The 16,418-nt window shown below is 72.2% G+C and carries 13 protein-coding genes and 1 pseudogene; 8 read left to right on the top strand and 6 right to left on the bottom strand.

The window, feature by feature from the left end; genetic code table 11:
- Positions 1–156: 156 nt before the first annotated feature.
- Entirely contained in the window at positions 157–1,089 is a 933-nt protein-coding gene (locus Srubr_RS17595) for a helix-turn-helix transcriptional regulator (protein ID WP_189989576.1), read from the top strand.
- A 184-nt stretch (positions 1,090–1,273) separates the two neighbouring features.
- Here the strand turns inward: Srubr_RS17595 and Srubr_RS17590 are convergent.
- A pseudogene (locus Srubr_RS17590) lies at positions 1,274–1,954 on the bottom strand (polysaccharide deacetylase family protein); the annotation flags it as partial.
- Positions 1,955–2,021: 67 nt separating this feature from the next.
- On the bottom strand, positions 2,022–2,717 hold the full coding sequence (locus Srubr_RS17585; RefSeq protein ID WP_189989572.1) for a glycoside hydrolase family 11 protein: 696 nt from the start codon (positions 2,715–2,717) through the stop codon (positions 2,022–2,024).
- A gap of 379 nt (positions 2,718–3,096) precedes the next feature.
- On the opposite strand from Srubr_RS17585, the gene Srubr_RS17580 reads away from it, so the two are divergent.
- A complete protein-coding gene (locus tag Srubr_RS17580; RefSeq protein ID WP_189989570.1) occupies positions 3,097–4,182 on the top strand; it encodes an endo-1,4-beta-xylanase in 1,086 nt (361 codons plus the stop codon).
- Positions 4,183–4,504: 322 nt separating this feature from the next.
- Here Srubr_RS17580 and Srubr_RS17575 read toward each other — a convergent pair whose 3' ends face one another.
- Complete coding sequence (locus Srubr_RS17575; RefSeq protein WP_189989568.1) at positions 4,505–5,527, bottom strand: LacI family DNA-binding transcriptional regulator; 1,023 nt, start codon at positions 5,525–5,527, stop codon at positions 4,505–4,507.
- 154 nt (positions 5,528–5,681) lie between these two features.
- On the opposite strand from Srubr_RS17575, the gene Srubr_RS17570 reads away from it, so the two are divergent.
- From Srubr_RS17570 to Srubr_RS17555, 4 genes are read left to right on the top strand one after another with little or no spacing between them, the layout of a single operon-like run.
- Positions 5,682–6,968, top strand: coding sequence for an ABC transporter substrate-binding protein (locus Srubr_RS17570; protein ID WP_373313342.1), 1,287 nt, complete (start codon positions 5,682–5,684; stop codon positions 6,966–6,968).
- Positions 6,969–6,975: 7 nt separating this feature from the next.
- Entirely contained in the window at positions 6,976–7,932 is a 957-nt protein-coding gene (locus Srubr_RS17565; protein ID WP_189989565.1) for a carbohydrate ABC transporter permease, read from the top strand.
- Positions 7,929–8,747: a carbohydrate ABC transporter permease gene (locus tag Srubr_RS17560; RefSeq protein WP_189989563.1), complete on the top strand. Its 819-nt coding sequence runs from the start codon at positions 7,929–7,931 to the stop codon at positions 8,745–8,747. The genes Srubr_RS17565 and Srubr_RS17560 overlap by 4 nt, the downstream gene beginning before the upstream one ends.
- Complete coding sequence (locus tag Srubr_RS17555) at positions 8,744–11,137, top strand: beta-xylosidase/alpha-l-arabinosidase (protein WP_189989561.1); 2,394 nt, start codon at positions 8,744–8,746, stop codon at positions 11,135–11,137. Before Srubr_RS17560 ends, Srubr_RS17555 begins: the two co-directional genes overlap by 4 nt.
- Positions 11,138–11,213: 76 nt before the next feature.
- On the opposite strand, the gene Srubr_RS17550 is transcribed toward Srubr_RS17555, so the two are convergent.
- Entirely contained in the window at positions 11,214–12,569 is a 1,356-nt protein-coding gene (locus Srubr_RS17550) for a cellulase family glycosylhydrolase (protein WP_189989837.1), read from the bottom strand.
- A gap of 213 nt (positions 12,570–12,782) precedes the next feature.
- Between Srubr_RS17550 and Srubr_RS17545 the strand changes: the two genes are divergently transcribed.
- The gene (locus tag Srubr_RS17545) at positions 12,783–13,685 is read left to right on the top strand and encodes a sugar phosphate isomerase/epimerase family protein (RefSeq protein WP_189989560.1); all 903 of its coding nucleotides are present in this window, start codon (positions 12,783–12,785) and stop codon (positions 13,683–13,685) included.
- A 124-nt stretch (positions 13,686–13,809) separates the two neighbouring features.
- A complete protein-coding gene (locus tag Srubr_RS17540) occupies positions 13,810–14,013 on the top strand; it encodes a hypothetical protein (protein WP_189989558.1) in 204 nt (67 codons plus the stop codon).
- 57 nt (positions 14,014–14,070) lie between these two features.
- On the opposite strand, the gene Srubr_RS17535 is transcribed toward Srubr_RS17540, so the two are convergent.
- Both Srubr_RS17535 and Srubr_RS17530 read right to left on the bottom strand, forming a co-directional pair.
- Positions 14,071–15,075, bottom strand: a complete 1,005-nt coding sequence (locus Srubr_RS17535; RefSeq protein ID WP_189989556.1) for a Gfo/Idh/MocA family protein — start codon at positions 15,073–15,075, stop codon at positions 14,071–14,073.
- Between the two features lie 85 nt (positions 15,076–15,160).
- Positions 15,161–16,312 carry a Gfo/Idh/MocA family protein gene (locus Srubr_RS17530; protein ID WP_189989554.1) on the bottom strand — a complete coding sequence of 384 codons (1,152 nt, stop codon included), beginning with the start codon at positions 16,310–16,312 and terminating at the stop codon, positions 15,161–15,163.
- Positions 16,313–16,418: the final 106 nt, after the last annotated feature.

The following is a 16,418-nucleotide window of genomic DNA, read 5'->3' as shown; positions in this document are numbered from 1 at the left end:
CGCTCCCGGCCAGATCCACCACCCCGGGTCCGGGGCCGCACGACCGCTCTGGCCTCCGGTGCGAGCCGCCCGTATCGTGCGCGCATGCGTGCGCGGGAGAACCCTTCGCGGGGTCGGCGGCCGACGGACTCCGAGGCGAAGGAGGCCTATCTGGCCATGAGGGAGCGGATCGGGGCATCGGACGCGCGGCACGCCACCGAGCGGGAGGAACTGCGCGGACTGCCCGCCGAAGTGACGCGGTGGCTGGCCGAGCGGCGGCTCCTGGACCCGAGCGGGGAGCGGCTCAGCCCCCCGGAGAGCGCCCTGCGGCACGTCGTCGCCGAGCACCGGCGCCGCCTGCGGGAGACGGTCGACGGACTCGCCCGGGATGCCCGGGCCCTGGACGACGTCCTGTCCCTGCTGACGGCCCCCCGGCCCGGCGCCCGGGAAACCGTGGAGACGGAATTCTTCACCGACCGCGAGCGCACCCGGCAGCGGTTGGAGGAGCTCGACGCGTTGAGCCGGGAGGAGTTCCTGGCGATGCGGAACACCTTCCCCGGGGCCCGGGTCCTGGACGCCAGTCTCGCGCGGGACCTGGAGATGGCGGCCGACGGAATCCGCATGCGGGTGCTGACCTCCCAGCAGGCGCTGCGCTCGCCCGCGCCGGCCCGCTATCTGGCCGCGCTGGCCGAGGCCGGGGTCGAGGTGCGGGTCGCGGCGACGGTGCCGCTGCACATGAACATCATGGACCGCGCGGTCGTCGTGATCGGGGTGGGGGCCGGTCCCCGTGGCGAGGGCGGTGACGTCATCCTGCACAGCGGGCCCGTCGCGCAGTGCTTCGCCCGGGTCTTCCTGCACGCCTGGGACCTGGCCCGCCCCCACACCGAACGGCCCGCCGGACCGGATCGCCCCGGGCCCGCACTGACCGCGCTGGAACGCGAGGTGCTGGCGCTGCTGGCCACCGGCGCCAAGGACGACACCATCGCCCGCCGGCTGGACTGCTCGGACCGCACCCTGCGCCGCGTGATGCACCAGATCATGGCGAAACTCGGCGCCTCCAGCCGCTTCGAGGCGGGAGTGACCGCGGCCCGCCTCGGCCTGGTGGACTGAGACCGCCTCGGTTCGGTGGACCGACAACCCGCGACGCCGTGGGCGGGCACCCCGGACGGCGGGACGGGGCCGGGGCCGGCCGCTGTGCGACGCGGGGTGGCCCCGGAGAGATCCGGGGCCACCCCTGAAGCGCGCTCGGCCGTCGGGACGGTGTCCTTTCCGGGACGCGTGTCCGTTCCGGTCAGGGGGCCACGGCGCGGCCCGTCTGCGGGGAGATGCGGCCGGCGCACAGGCCCTTGCCCGCCAGGGTCTGGGCGATGCGCGGGATGGCGGCGAGGGTGTTGGCCGGCCACTCGTGCATCAGGATGATCTGGCCGTTGCCCAGCCGCGACACGGCCTGCACGATGGCGTCGGTGCTCGCGCCGTTCCAGTCCTGCGAGTCGACGTCCCAGATGACCTGCCGCAGGCCGTACTTGGCCGCCACCGCCTGGACGGTGGCGTTGGTCTCCCCGTACGGCGGGCGGAACAGCTGCGGTGTGCCGCCGCCGGCCGACGCGATCGCCTGCTGGGTGCGGGAGATCTCGGAGTCGATCTGGGCCTGGCCGAGCTGGGTCAGGTGGGGGTGGGTGTAGCTGTGGTTGCCGATCCACATGCCGGCGCTCACCTCGGCCCGCACCTGGGCCGGGTAGGCGGCGGCGAACTGGCCCTCGTTGAACATCGTGGCCCGCAGGCCGTTCTGCCGGAGCGCGTTGAGCAGGGCCGGGGTGCGGTCGTTGGACGGGCCGTCGTCGAAGGTGAGTCCGACGTAGCCGGTGCAGGCGGCGGCCCGCGCCGGAGGGGCCTGGACGGCGGCGGTGACGGTGCCGGCCACGGCCGTCACGGCGACGGCCAGTCCGATCAGCAGGGGACGGGGTGCGGCGCGCATGCGGGTGGGTCCTCCTCGGGTCGTGCGGGACCGCGGGCGGGGATGGGCGGACGGGAGGAAGGGCGGGTCAGCCGCTCACCGTGAGGTTGGAGTAGCCGCTGCTCTGGTAGCCCTCGGTGGCGAGGATCATGTAGTACTTGAAGCTGCCGAGGGGCATGCCGACGCGGGACCAGGCGTCGAAGTGGTTGCCGGTGGTGATGGTGCCGCCGGTCCGCTTGGACTGCCGGACGCTCCAGTACTGGTTGAAGGTCCTGGTGCCTTCCACGGAGGGGGCGTTGTACCGCGTCGTCTGGTAGATGTCGTACGTGCCGCCGTCGCTGGTGACCGTGCCCTTGTACGTGCCGGTGGGCCGGTAGGTGCCCCAGTTGTCGACGATGTAGTACTCCACCAGCGGGTTCGACGTCCATCCGTACAGGGCCAGGTAGCCGTTGCCGGACGGGCTGAAGCTGCCCGAGTAGTTCACGGTCCTGCGTCCGCCGGTGCTCCAGCCCTTGCCCGCGACGAAGTTGCCGCAGTTTGTCCACGAAGTGCTGTAGTTGCCACCGGAGTTGAGGGTCATCGAGACCGCTCCGCCGCCGTCGGTCCAGAACGAGTAGTAGAAGCCGTTGTTGGTGCCGGTCTGGTTGGTGGTGATGACGGTGGCGGCGTCGGCGGTGCCGGGCAGCAGCAGCCCGGAGGCGGTGGTGGCCGCCGCCAGGGCGCCGGCGCGGCCGATGAAGCCCCTGCGGCTCATCGGGCGGGAGAGGGCGTTGTCCATGTCCATGTTTCCTCCTGGTGGGGGTGGATGAGCACCAGGCCCGGGGCGGGCACGGCCGTGCGGGTGCCGGGCGCAGGGGTGGTGGGGCCGGCGGATGGAATGGCATGTACGTGCCATGCGCCAGGACGGGGCCGTTCCTGCCAGGGGCGGGCTCGATTGCTGGAGAGTATGCGGCCGTGCCGAAACGACGGTCAATCCGTCTGTTTCCGAAACTTCATCGAAACAAGGTGAGCATTCATGGGAGGTGCGGCCGAAAGTTTCGTCCGTGCTGGCAGGCGGCGGGTCAACCTTGGCTGTCCATACGGTTGACGGGGTATGGGTGGGTGTCTAGCGTGACGCAACGCTCGATGCCACACTCGAAACTTTCGGATGCCCAGGAGTGCACGTGAACCTGCCCCGCCTCACCGCGGTCGCCGCCGCGGCCTGCTGCCTCGCCTTGCTTCCGCTCACCACCGCGAGCCCCGCGGGCGCGGCGGGCGGCCCCGCCGCGGCGGACCGTCCGCTGCGGCAGCTCGCCGCCGACGACCACCTGCGGATCGGCACCGCCGTCGACATGTCCGCGCTCGCCGACGACGCCGCCTACCGACGGCTCGCGGGCTCCGAGTTCTCCACCGTCACCGCGGAGAACGTGATGAAGTGGGAGGCGATCGAACCCCGCCAGGGCGAGTACGACTACGTCGCCGCCGACCGGCTCGTCGACTTCGCGCACCGCAACGGGCAGAAGGTGCGCGGCCATGTCCTGGTCTGGCACAGCCAGTTGCCGTCCTGGCTGACCTCCGGCGACTTCACCGCCGACCAGCTGCGGGAGATCCTGCACCGCCACATCACCGACACCGTCCGGCACTTCAAGGGGCGGATCTGGCAATGGGACGTGGTCAACGAGGCGTTCAACGAGGACGGCACCCTGCGCGACAGCATCTGGCTGCGCGAGCTCGGGCCCGGCTACATCGCCGACGCCTTCCGCTGGGCCCACGAGGCCGACCCGCGCGCCCTGCTGTTCTACAACGACTACAACACCGAATGGACGGGCCCGAAGAGCGACGCCGTGTACGAACTGGTGAGCCGCCTGCGGGCCGAAGGCGTGCCCGTCGACGGCGTCGGCTTCCAGGGACACCTCGGCATCCAGTACGGCCTGCCCACCGACATGGCGGCCAACTTCGCCCGCTTCGACAGGCTCGGTCTGGCGACCGCCGTGACGGAGGCGGACGTCCGCATGGAGATGCCGGCCGACGACGCGGAGCTGGCCACCCAGGCCGAGGGCTACCGGCGGCTGCTCGACGCCTGTCTGCGTGCCCGGCACTGCATCTCGTTCACCGTCTGGGGCTTCACCGACAAGTACTCCTGGGTGCCGGACACGTTCCCCGGTGAGGGTGCGGCCAACCTGTTCGACGAGAACTACCGCGCCAAGCCCGCGTACCGCACCCTCCAGGAACAACTGACGGGCCGGGCACGGCCGCGGTCCGCCGAGTAGCGGCGGCGTACCGGCACGCCGCCGCGAGGGGCGGGCGGGTCCGTTACGGCGGCGGCGAGGGGCAGACCTGCTGCGGGCACCGCCGGGCGGTGCCCGCAGGAGCATGTGCGCCCCGGGGCATGTGCGCCCCGGGCCCCGTTGTGGAATAGCCGGTGCGGAACGCGCCCGGTCGCCGGGGTCGCGGGCGCGCCCCGTCCGGCGAGCGTTCGGGCGCCGGCCGGCGCCGGCCGGCGGCAGCGCACCGGCGCCGAGGTGCCGAGGCGAGTGAGCGTCGCCCTGGTCCGCCCCCCGTCGCCTCCCCGGCCCCCCCTGATCCCCCCCGTCACGGCCCCCCGGGCGGAGCCGTGCTCTGCCGTACCACCAGGTGGGTGGCCAGTTCGATGCGCAGGGCCGTCTTCCTGGCGTCCTTGGGTCGCAGCAGCATGCGCGCCGCTTCCTCGGCCATGCGCTGGAGGGGCTGCTGGACAGTGGTCAGGGGCGGGCTCGACCAGCGGGCCGGAGGCACGTCGTCGTAGCCCACCACCGACAGCTGCCCGGGGACGCTCAGCCCCAGGACCCGGGCCGCCTCCAGGACACCGAGGGCCTGGAGGTCGCTGCCGGCGAAGATCGCCGTCGGCCGGTCGGGGCGCCGCAGCAGGTCCATGGCGTGTTCGAAGCCGCCCTGGACGTGGAAGTCGCCGAACCGCACCAGCGCCGGGTCCGGTTCGTGTCCCGCCATCGCCATCGCCGAGCGGTATCCGTCCAGCCGGGCCAGCGAGCACATCAGGTCCTCGGGGCCGGTGATGATGGCGACCCGCTCGTGGCCCTGGTCGGTCAGGTGACGCGTCGCGGCCATGCCCCCGGCCCAGTTGGCCGAGCCCACGGACGGCACGTCGGGGTCCGGATCACCCGCCGGGTCCACGATGACGAACGGGATGGCCCGTGACCGCAGTTGGCGTTTCACGTCCTCCGGCACAGTGGAGAAGACCAGCAGCACGCCGAGCGGGCGGCGGCGCAGCACGCCCCCGATCCACTCTGGGCCGGGCGCCTGCCGGGTCCCGCTCTCGGTGAGCGCCACCGTCGCGTCGTTCTGCTTGGCGACGTTCTCCACCCCGCGGATGAGTTCCATCGCCCACACGCTCTCCAGCTCGTGGAAGACGATCTCGATGAGCGGCGCCTGCGGCGCGCCCGCGGTCCGCCGACGGTAGCCGTGCGCCTCCAGCAGACGCTCCACCTTGGCCCGGGTCGCGGGGGAAACATCCGAACGACCGTTGAGAACCTTCGAAACTGTCGGAAGCGAGACGCCGGCCTCTCTGGCCACGGCTGCCAGGGTGACTCTCCGACCGACCTGGGCTTCTTCGCGCATGGTCGCAGCATAGGGCACGGACGCCGGGTAACGGTTTGGCCGCGTACGTGCACGACCGTTGACCACTTCTTCCCCCGCCTCCTACTGTCCAGCCGCAGGACTTTCGGCTCTTATGCCGAAACTTTCGGAAGGCGGATGACTCATGCGTACACGGATGTCCAGAATGGTCGCGGGCGGCGCGACCCTCGCCCTGGCGGCGACCCTCGCCGCGTGCGGCAGCGGCAGCGGCGGCGGTTCCTCCAACGACGGCAAGATCCACGTGCTCGTCTACGGCGACTCCGGCAACAAGATCGAGAAGCAGATCGTCGACACCTTCAACAAGACCTCGAAGGTCAAGGCGGTCCTCGACACCATTCCCGGTGCCGACTACCAGCAGAAGCTGCAGACCATCATCAGCACACCCCAGGCGCCGGACATCTTCTTCCACTGGGGCGGCGGCAGCATCAAGCCCTTCGTCAAGGCGGGGCTGCTGATGCCGCTGGACGACTTCATCAAGAAGGACCCCAACCTCGACGACAAGTTCCTGCCCACCGTCTACAACAGCTCCGTCGTGGACGGAAAGCCGTACGGCATCCCCATGCGCGGCACCCAGCCGGTGCTGCTGTTCAGCAACAAGGACGTGCTCGACAAGGCGGGGGTGAAGCAGCCCGGGACCTGGGACGAACTGCTCGACGCCGTGAACAAGCTGAAGTCCTCGGGCGTCACCCCCATCGCCCTCGGCGGTGGCGACCAGTGGCCGACGCTGATGTGGTTCGAGTACGTCTACGACCGGGTCGCCGGCCCGGGGCTGTTCGAGAAGGCCCTCAAGGGTGACAAGGACGCCTGGGCGAGCGCGGACAGCAAGAAGGCGCTCGGCATGCTCAAGCAGCTGGTCGACGCGGGCGCGTTCGGCAAGAACTACGACTCGGTGAAGTACACCAACGGCTCCTCGCCCGCCCTGGTCGCGCAGGGCAAGGCCGGCTTTGAGCTGATGGGCTCCTGGTACTACTCGCAGCAGCAGACGGACGCCAAGGACTTCGCCGCCAAGGGCCTGGGCTACGGCACCTTCCCGACCATCCCCGGCGGCAAGGGCGACGCCTCGAACGTCGTCGGCAACACCAACAACTTCTACTCGGTGCTGAAGAAGACCAAGCACCCCGAGGCCGTCGCCGAGTTCCTGAAGCTCATGTACTCCGACGAGTTCGTCAAGGCCCAGTTGTCCATCGGCAACCTGCCCACCACCACCAACACCCCGCAGTTCCTGGACGAGTCGGCGAGCCCCGAGTACTCCCGCTTCCAGTACGACCTGGTGGCCAAGGCCAAGTCCTTCCAGCTGTCCTGGGACCAGGCCTACCCGCAGACCGCCGCCACCCCCATGCACCAGGCCGTTCAGCAGTTCTTCAACGGACAGCTCGACGAGGACGGCTTCATCCAGGCCATGCAGGCCCTCCCGACCGAATGAACCGCTCATGACCACACAGTTCACGAGCGCCCCGCCCACCGCCGAGGCCACCCGTAAGGCCCGGCGGCGGCCGGAGGACTCCTACGCCGCCCGCGGCACCCGCCCCGGCTTCCTCTGGGCGCTGCCCGCCACCCTGTTCTTCACCCTCTTCGCCATCGCACCACTGATCATGGTCGCGGTGCTGTCCTTCATGAGCTGGAACGGCCTGGGATCACCCGAGTTCGTCGGCACCGACAACTGGAAGCGGATCCTCGACGACCCGGTCATGATCCGCAGCATCTGGCTCACCCTGCTGCTCACCGCCCTCGGCGTGGTCCTCCAGACCCCGCTGAGCATCGTCCTCGGCGTCTGGGCCGCCGGACACCAGCGCAACCGGGCCGTCCTGTCGGCGGTCTACTTCATCCCGCTGCTGCTGTCCGCCACCGCCGTGTCGGTGCTCTGGCGGGCGCTGCTCGACCCGAACTTCGGCATCCCCGCGCGGATGACCTGGCTGTTCGGCGACGGCAACCTGTTCGGCGAGCAGGCCACCGCCATCGGTGTCCTCGCCTTCGTCAGCACCTGGCAGTTCACCCCGTTCCACACGCTCATCTACCAGGGCGCCGCCCGCGCCATCCCGCCGGTGCTGTACCAGGCGGCGGAGATCGACGGCGCCGGGCGCTTCCGCCAGTTCTTCCACATCACCCTGCCGCAGCTGCGCAACTCGGTCGTCACCTCGATGATCCTGATGATCGTCGGCGGGCTCACCACCTTCGAGACCGTGCTGATCCTCACCCAGGGCGGACCGGGCACCGACACCACCATCAGCGCCTACTACATGTACCAAAAGGCCTTCAAGGGCTTCGACTTCGGAGCCGGCGCGGCCATCGCCCTGTGCCTGGTCATCGCCGCCACCATTGTCTCGCTGATCGTGGTCCGCGTCTCCGGCTACGACAAGATGCGCAGCGACATGGAAGGGGTGTCATGAGGCGCCGCCCCAACTACCTCGCCGGAGCCGGGTCGATCGTCTGGCTCGTCGTCGTCGGCCTGCCGCTGTACGTGATGCTCGCCGCGACCCTGCGCACCCGGCAGGACTACGCCAAGAAGGGCCCCGTGTCCTTCCCCGACGAGTTCACCCTCGACAACTACACCAGGGCGTTCGACTCGGGCTTCGGCCGGTACTTCGTCAACACCATCGTCGTCACCGTCTGCGTCGTCGGTGTGGTGCTGCTGCTCGTACCGCCGCTGGCCTACGCGATCGTCCGCAGCCGCTCCCGGGTCACCTCGCAGATCTTCCGGCTGTTCCTGCTGGGCCTCGCCATCCCCGCCCAGGCCGTGATCGTGCCGATGTTCTACCTGATCAGCGAGGCCGGGCTGTACGACAACCTGCTGGGCGTCATCCTGCCCACCGCCGCGTTCTGCCTGCCGATGTCGGCGCTCATCCTCAGCGGGGCCATGCGGGACATCTCCCCGGAGCTGTTCGAGGCCATGACCATGGACGGGGCGAGCCCGAGGCGGATGTTCTTCCAGCTCGTCGTGCCGCTCTCACGCGGCGGACTGTCCACGATCGTGGTGTTCTCCGCCCTCCAGGCCTGGAACGGCTTCCTGTTCCCGCTGGTCCTGACCCAGTCCGAAGAGACCAAGCTGATCACCCTGGGCCTGTACAACTTCCAGACCGCTCACGGAATCGACATCCCCGGCCTGCTGGGAGCCGTGACGCTGTCCATGGTGCCCGTCCTGCTCGTCTACCTGTTCGCCCGCCGTGCCCTGGTCCAGGGGCTGATGGGCATGGGAGGAAAGTGACCGCCAACGTGGCCGTAGAGACCACCCCCGAAGTCCCCGTCTGGAACGACCCGACCCAGGACATCGGCACCCGCGTCTCCGCGCTGATCGACGCGATGACCCTGGAGGAGAAGACCGCCCAGCTGTACGGCGTGTGGGTCGGCGCGTCCGACGAGGGAGGTGAGGTCGCCCCGCACCAGCACGACATGGAGGAGGCCGTCGACCTCGACGCCCTGCTGCCCGCCGGACTGGGCCAGCTGACCCGCCCGTTCGGCACGGCACCGGTCGATCCCGCGCTCGGCGCGCTGTCCCTGCTGCGCACCCAGAGCCGGATCACCGCCGCCAACCGCTTCGGCATCCCGGCCCTGGCGCACGAGGAGTGCCTGGCCGGATTCGCCACCTGGGGCGCCACCGCCTACCCCGTCCCGCTGTCCTGGGGCGCCACCTTCGACCCCGACCTGATCCGCCGGATGGCCGCCGCCATCGGCCGCGACATGCGCTCCGTCGGCGTCCACCAGGGCCTCGCGCCCGTCCTGGACGTGGTGCGCGACGCCCGCTGGGGCCGTGTCGAGGAGACCATCGGCGAGGACCCCTACCTCGTCGGCAGCATCGGCACCGCCTACGTCCAGGGGCTGGGCTCGGCCGGTGTCGTCGCCACCCTGAAGCACTTCGCCGGCTACTCCGCCTCCCGCGCCGGCCGCAACCTGGCACCCGTCGGCATGGGCCCGCGCGAACGGGCCGACGTCCTGCTGCCGCCGTTCGAGATGGCCATCGTCGAGGGCGGAGCCGACTCCGTCATGCACGCCTACACCGACACCGACGGCATCCCCTCGGCGGCCGACGAGGACCTCCTCACCGGGCTGCTGCGCGACACCTGGGGCTTCAGGGGCACGGTCGTCGCCGACTACTTCGGCATCGCCTTCCTCAAGACCCTGCACGGGATCGCCGGGGACTGGGCCGAGGCCGCGGCGGCGGCCCTGCGCGCGGGCGTCGACGTGGAGCTGCCCACCGTGAAGACGTTCGGCGCGCCCCTCGCCGAGGCCCTCGCCGAGGGCCGGGTGCCGGAGGCGCTCATCGACCGCGCCCTGCGCCGGGTGCTCACCCAGAAGGCCCGGCTCGGCCTGCTCGACGCCGGCTGGGACCCGGTCCCGGCCGCGCTGCGCGGAGCCGACCTGGACGACCCCGGCACCCTGCGCGGCACCGTCGACCTGGACACCGCGGAGAACCGGGAACTGGCCCGGACCATCGCGGAGGAAGCCGTCGTCCTGCTGGCCAACGACGGCACCCTGCCCCTCGCCCGGCCCCGCCGCATCGCCCTGGTCGGGCCCAACGCCACCGTCGGCACGGCCGTGCTGGGCTGCTACTCCTTCCCCCAGCACGTCGGCGTGCACCACCCGGGAACCCCGGCCGGCATCGACCTGCCCACCCTGGAGGACGCCCTCCGGCGGGAGTTCCCCGGCACGGAACTCACCGTCGTCCAGGGCACCGGCGTGGACGACGGCGACGTCTTCGGCATCGCCGAGGCCGTCGACACCGCGCGCCGGGCCGACGTCGTCGTGGTGGCCCTCGGCGACCGCGCGGGCCTGTTCGGCCGCGGCACCAGCGGCGAGGGCTGCGACGCGGAGTCCCTGGCCCTGCCCGGCGCCCAGCAGCAACTGCTCGACGCGCTGCTCGACACCGGTACGCCCGTGGTGACGGTCCTCCTGGCCGGCCGGCCCTACGCCCTGGGCCGGGCCGTGGACGAGGCCGCCGCCATCGTGCAGTCCTTCTTCCCCGGGGCGGAGGGCACCGGCGCCATCGCGGGCGTGCTCAGCGGCCGGACCAACCCGTCCGGACGGCTGCCGGTCAGCGTGCCCCGCGACACCGGCGGCCAGCCCGCCACCTACCTCGGCGCACGGCTCGCCCAGGCCAGCGACGTCTCCAGCATCGACCCCACCTCCGCCTTCGCGTTCGGGCACGGGCTGTCCTACACGTCCTTCGACTGGGGCGAGCTGGCCGTCGACCGGGCGGAGGCGGACACCGGCGGCGAGTTCTCCCTCGCGTTCACCGTGCGCAACACGGGGGAGCGGGCCGGCACCGAGGTGGTCCAGCTGTATCTGCACGACCCCGTGGCCTCCGTCGTCCAGCCGGTGCAGCGGCTCATCGGCTACACCCGGGTGCGGCTCGCCGCGGGCGAGGCCCGCCGGGTACGCGTCACCGTGCCCGCCGACCTGGCCTCCTTCACCGGCCGCGACGGCCGCCGGGTGGTCGAACCGGGCGAGCTGCACCTGCGTCTGGCGGCGTCCAGCGCGGACGCCCGGCTGACCGCGACGGTGACCCTGACCGGCGAGGAACGCCACGTGGACCACACCCGCCGGTTCCACGCGCGGTTCGAGCAGGAGACGGTAGGGTCGGCCGACCCCGCCGCCTGACCCGCCGCGCGCGGCCGGCCCCACCCGTGGCCGGCCGCACGCCGGCGCCGCGACCGGCCGTGAGCGAAGGCCGTACTCACCCGCGCGTCACCGTCACGGTCACCAGCTCGCCCGGGGCCGCCCGGACCCAGGCCCGGCCGGCCGTCCGCCGTACGACGTCCGCCCCGCCCTCGGCCCTGATCCGCCAGGCACCGGGCGGCACGGACAGCACGCTCAGCCGGGAACCGTGCGCTGCCGCGCGGTAGACCAGCCGGTACTCGCCCGCCCCGGCGTCGTAGGCGGCGGAGCGCACCGTACCCGCGACGGCCTCGGCGTACGGCTCCACGGTGAGCTCCTTGTTGACGCGGAACGCGCCCGTCCCGTCGAGCGCGCAGTACCCGCCGCCGTAGCACCACACATAGCCCGCCCAGCCGGAGGCGTAGCGCCCGAGCGAGGCCATGGCGTCCCGGTAGAAGCGGTTCATGTGCGGCAGCGAGCTGTCCGGCGGGCCCCACTCGCCGACCACCACCGGCACCCCGTACCGCTTCGGGTACGCGGTCACGGCCCGCTCGTACGCCTCGATCCAGCCGGCCCCGGGGTCGTAGTCGGCGCCCGCCTCCATCGCGGTGTCGTAGAAGTGCGGCGCGTACACCACCCGGGGATCACGGACCCGGCCGAGACCCGTCGGCACGCCCTCCCCGACGACCGGGGTCGGCTCGACGAACAGCCAGGCGTCCCGGTCGGCCGGGCGGACGGCGTCGGCCAGCCGGTTGTACATCGGGGTGAGCTGTTCGCGTTCGATGCGGCGCGCGGCCGCCGGCAGGTCCTCCCCGGGCCGCGGCTCGCCCATGGGCTCGTTGATCAGGTCGTAGCCGAGTACCGCGGGATGGCCGGCGAAGCGGGTGGCGAGCGTGCGCCACATCCGGGCCTGGGCGCGCCTGAGGTCGTCGTCCTCGTAGAGGTGGGTGAAGGCGCGCTGCACGGCGGGCTCGAAGTACTCGGCGAACCAGTCGTCCGGGTGTGGGGTGAACGGCAGCCCGTCGGTCCTGGTCGCCCACTCGGGTATGCCCCGGTGGCCGAAGGCGGGCCCGAAGACGTCCTGGTGGGCGTCGAGGACGACCCGCACGTCCTGGCGCTCGGCCCAGTCCAGGACGCGCTCGATCTTGCGCAGGTACCTCTCGCTGTACTGCCCGGGCCGGGGCTCCAGGTCGTCCCAGAAGACCAGCAGCCGGGCGAAGCCGAAGCCATGGGCGCGCAGTTCGCGCAGATGGCGTTCGGTGATCGCGCTCAGGGCCTGCTCGCCCCGGTGCGTCTTGTCCTCGATGTTCCAGCCGCGCAGGGTGAGCACCCGCCCCTGCCCGTCGGTGAGCGGGGGGATGCCCGGCCCGGCCTCCTCGGCGTGGGCGGTGGCGGGGGCCAGCAGCGCGGCGACGGCCGCGCCCGCCGTCAGCATCGCTCGCAGCACGGGAAACCTCCGGGACGGTAACTGCCTTGACCGTGCGCACACTTGGAGCACCTCTGTGCTACCAGGCGCACACCGGAAAGGCCAGCGTGAGGGACCGTGCGACCCCCCTTGCACGCGGACCTGTTCGTGAAATGATGTCCTGACAAAGGAGGGACGGGCGGGCCCCCGCCCGCGACGACCGCCCGGAGAGGAACCGCTGCCATGGCCCAGACCCTCGACCGCATCCGGGTCGGCTCCGCCCCCGACTCCTGGGGCGTCTGGTTCCCCGACGACCCGCACCAGATCCCCTGGCACCGCTTCCTCGACGAGGTGTCCGAGGCGGGCTACGACTGGATCGAACTCGGCCCCTACGGCTACCTCCCCACCGACCCGGCCCGGCTCGCCGACGAACTGGCCCGGCGGCACCTGAACGTCTCGGCGGGCACGGTCTTCACCGCCCTGCACCGCGGACCGGCCGTCTGGGAGGAGACCTGGGCCCACGTCGGCCGGGTCGCCGAGCTCACCCGGGCCATGGGTGCCCGGCACCTGGTGGTGATCCCCTCCTTCTGGCGCGACGACAAGACCGCCGAGATCCTGGAGCCGCCCGAGCTGACCCCCGAGCAGTGGACCCACCTGACCCGGGGCATGGAACGGCTCGGCCACCTGGTCAGGGAGACCTACGGCCTGGACATCGTCGTCCACCCGCACGCCGACACCCACCTCGACACCGAGGCCCACGTCACCCGCTTCCTGGACGCCACCGACAGCCGGCTGGTGAGCCTCTGCCTGGACACCGGGCACTACGCCTACTGCGGCGGCGACAGCGTCAAGCTGATCGAGACCTACGGCGAGCGTGTCGGCTATCTGCACCTCAAGCAGGTCGACCCAGACATTCTCGCCGAAGTCGTCGCCCAGGGGCTGCCGTTCGGGCCCGCCGTGCGGCGCGGGGTGATGTGCGAACCGCCCGCCGGGGTGCCGGACCTGGCGCCGGTGCTGCGGGCGGCACAGGGACTGGGCGTGGACCTGTTCGCGATCGTCGAGCAGGACATGTACCCGTGCGAGCCGGACCGGCCGCTGCCGATCGCCGTCCGCACCCGGCGCTTCCTGCGCTCCTGCGGCGCCTGAGCGGGCGTGCGCGCCGGATCCTGCGCTGCCCTGACGGATTCGGCCACGGCGGAGCCGGGAACCAACCGGGGCACCCGGGCGTTCCACCGACAACGGGGAACGCCCGCGCGGACGGGAGGACGACATGACACACCGCACGCACACCCACGACACGCCCCGGGACACCGCCGAGGCCGCCGACGCGGCCGTCACCCGGCGGCACCGCTTCGGCCGCCTGCCCGAGCGGATACGCCTAGAGGACACGGTCGAGACGAAGCCGGCCACCCGACCGGACCCGGCGCGGGACGCCTACCACCCGGACGAGTGGCTGATCCGGTACTGCGGCTGACCCCGGTGCGGGGACGGGACGGCGCCGCGCACCGGCCCGGCACCGTCCCCGTACCGCTCAGGCCGACCGCACCTCCGCGAGCGTCACCGGCCGGTGCTCGCGTAGGGACAGGGTGCACGCCTCGGCGATCCAGCCCGCCTCCAGGGCGTCCTCCACGGTGCAGGGGGAGGTCCGGGTACCGGCCACCACCTCGGTGAACGCGGCGAGTTCGGCGCGATAGGCGGCGGCGAACCGGTCCATGAAGAAGGTGTGCGGAGTGCCCGAGGGGAAGTCCGCGCCGGGCTCGGCCGAGCGCAGCGCGAGCCGGTCGTCCAGGCCCACGGCGAGCGAGTCGGCGAAGCCGTGCAGTTCCATGCGCACGTCGTAACCCCGCCGGTTGTGCCGGGAGTTGGACACCATCGCGACCGTGCCGTCGTCCAGGGTGAGCAGCGCGCCGGTGGTGTCGGCGTCGCCGGCCGCCGCGATGTGACCGGCGCCGCGGTTGCCGCCCACCGCGTACACCTCCGTGACCTCACGGCCCGTCACCCAGCGGATGCTGTCGAAGTCGTGCACGGAACAGTCCCGGAAGATGCCGCCGGACGCGGCGACGTACGCGGCCGGCGGCGGCTCCGGGTCCAGCGTCGTGGACCGCACGGTGTGCAGCGCGCCCAGCTCACCGGCCCGTACGGCGGCCCGGGCGGCGGCGAACCCCGCGTCGAAACGCCGGTGGTAGCCGATCTGGACCGGCACGCCCCCGCCCCGCACGACGTCCAGGAGCTCGACGCCCTCGCGCATCGTCCGGGCGACGGGCTTCTCGCAGAAGACGGGGACACCGGCCTCGACACCGGCCCGGATCAGCGCGGGGTGGGCGTCGGTGGCCGCCGCCACCACGATGCCGTCCACCCCGGAGGCCAGCAGTGCCCGCGGCGACGGGGCCACCTCGGCGCCGAACCGCTCGGCCGCCCGCTCGGCCGCGTCCGCGAACGGGTCGGTGACGACGAGCGATTCGACGGCGTCGAGCCCGAAGAGGGTCTCGGCGTGGAAGGAGCCGATACGGCCGAGACCGAGGATTCCGATACGCATGCGTCCCATTCTTGTCCGTACAAACCCCGCGCACCATCGGCGGAGAGCCACCGGACCCCCGCGAACAGCCCCGCCCCCGGCGCCCCTACGGGCTGACCCAGCCGCCGGTCCGCGCGGACCGCGCCATCGCGTCGAGCGCACGCGCGCCGCGCACCGCGTCCGCGAGGGTGGTGCCGTACGGCGTGCCCTCGGCGACGGACCGTACGAAGCGGTGGGCCTCGATCACCTTCAGGTCGTCGTAGCCCATCGCGTTGGCCGCGCCCGGCTGGAACGCGGCGAACTCACCGGCGCCCGGGCCGACGTGGACCGTGCTCACGGGCTGGTCCCGGTAGCCGGTGCCGCGGCACACACCCAGCTCGTTCATCCTCCGGAAGTCCCAGAACACCGCCCCCCGGCTGCCGTGCACCTCGAAGCCGTAGGCGTTCTGCTCGCCGACCGAGACCCGGCAGGCCTCCAGCACCCCACGGGCGCCGGAGGCGAAGCGGAGCAGACAGCCGACGTAGTCCTCGTTCTCCACCGGGCCCGGCTCGCCGCCCGGGGCCAGGGCGTGCCCGGCCGTCGCACCGCCCGTGCGGGCCCGCTCCGGGACGAAGACCGCGGTGTCCGCGGCGAGGGAGGCGATCTCGCCGCACAGGAAGCGGGCCAGGTCCACGCCGTGCGAGGCCAGGTCGCCGAGCACCCCGCTGCCCCCGCGCCGCCGCTCGTAGCGCCAGGTCAAAGCGGTGTCCGGGTCCGCCGCGTAGTCGCTGAAGAGGCGGACGCGCACATGCGTGACCGTGCCGATCCCGCCGGAGACGATCAGCTCGCGGGCGGCCTCCACGGCGGGCGCGTTGCGGTAGTTGAAGCCGACCGTGCCCTGCACACCGGCCCGTGCGACCGCGTCGGCGACCGCGCGCGCGTCGGCGGCGCTCAGGCCCACCGGCTTCTCGATCCACAGGTGCTTGCCGGCCTTTGCCAGCGTCACACCGATCTCCCGGTGCAGGAAGTTCGGCGCGGTGACGCTGACGGCCTGGACGCGCGGGTCGGCGGCCACCTCGCGCCAGTCGCGGGTCGCGCAGGCGAACCCGAACCGCTCGGCGGCCTCCTCGGCCCGCCCCGCGACCTCGTCGGCGACCGTGACCAGCCGGGGGCGCAGCGGGAGATCCGGATAGTGGTGCGGGAGCCGCGCGTACGCCCGGGTGTGCACACGGCCCATCCAGCCGAACCCGATGACGGCGACACCCAGCGCATCCACCATGACAGCCTCTCCCAGAAGCGTGGGACCGGCGCCCGGACCGGTCCGTCCCGGCTCCGGGCCACCTTTGTCCGGACATGGTGAGGTGTCAACCCTCCGAACGCGTCCC

This window comes from Streptomyces rubradiris, assembly GCF_016860525.1.
In the GTDB taxonomy this organism is placed as follows: domain Bacteria; phylum Actinomycetota; class Actinomycetes; order Streptomycetales; family Streptomycetaceae; genus Streptomyces; species Streptomyces rubradiris.
Note: the sequence above shows the minus strand (reverse complement) of the source record. Positions and strands in the feature narration are given on the sequence as shown.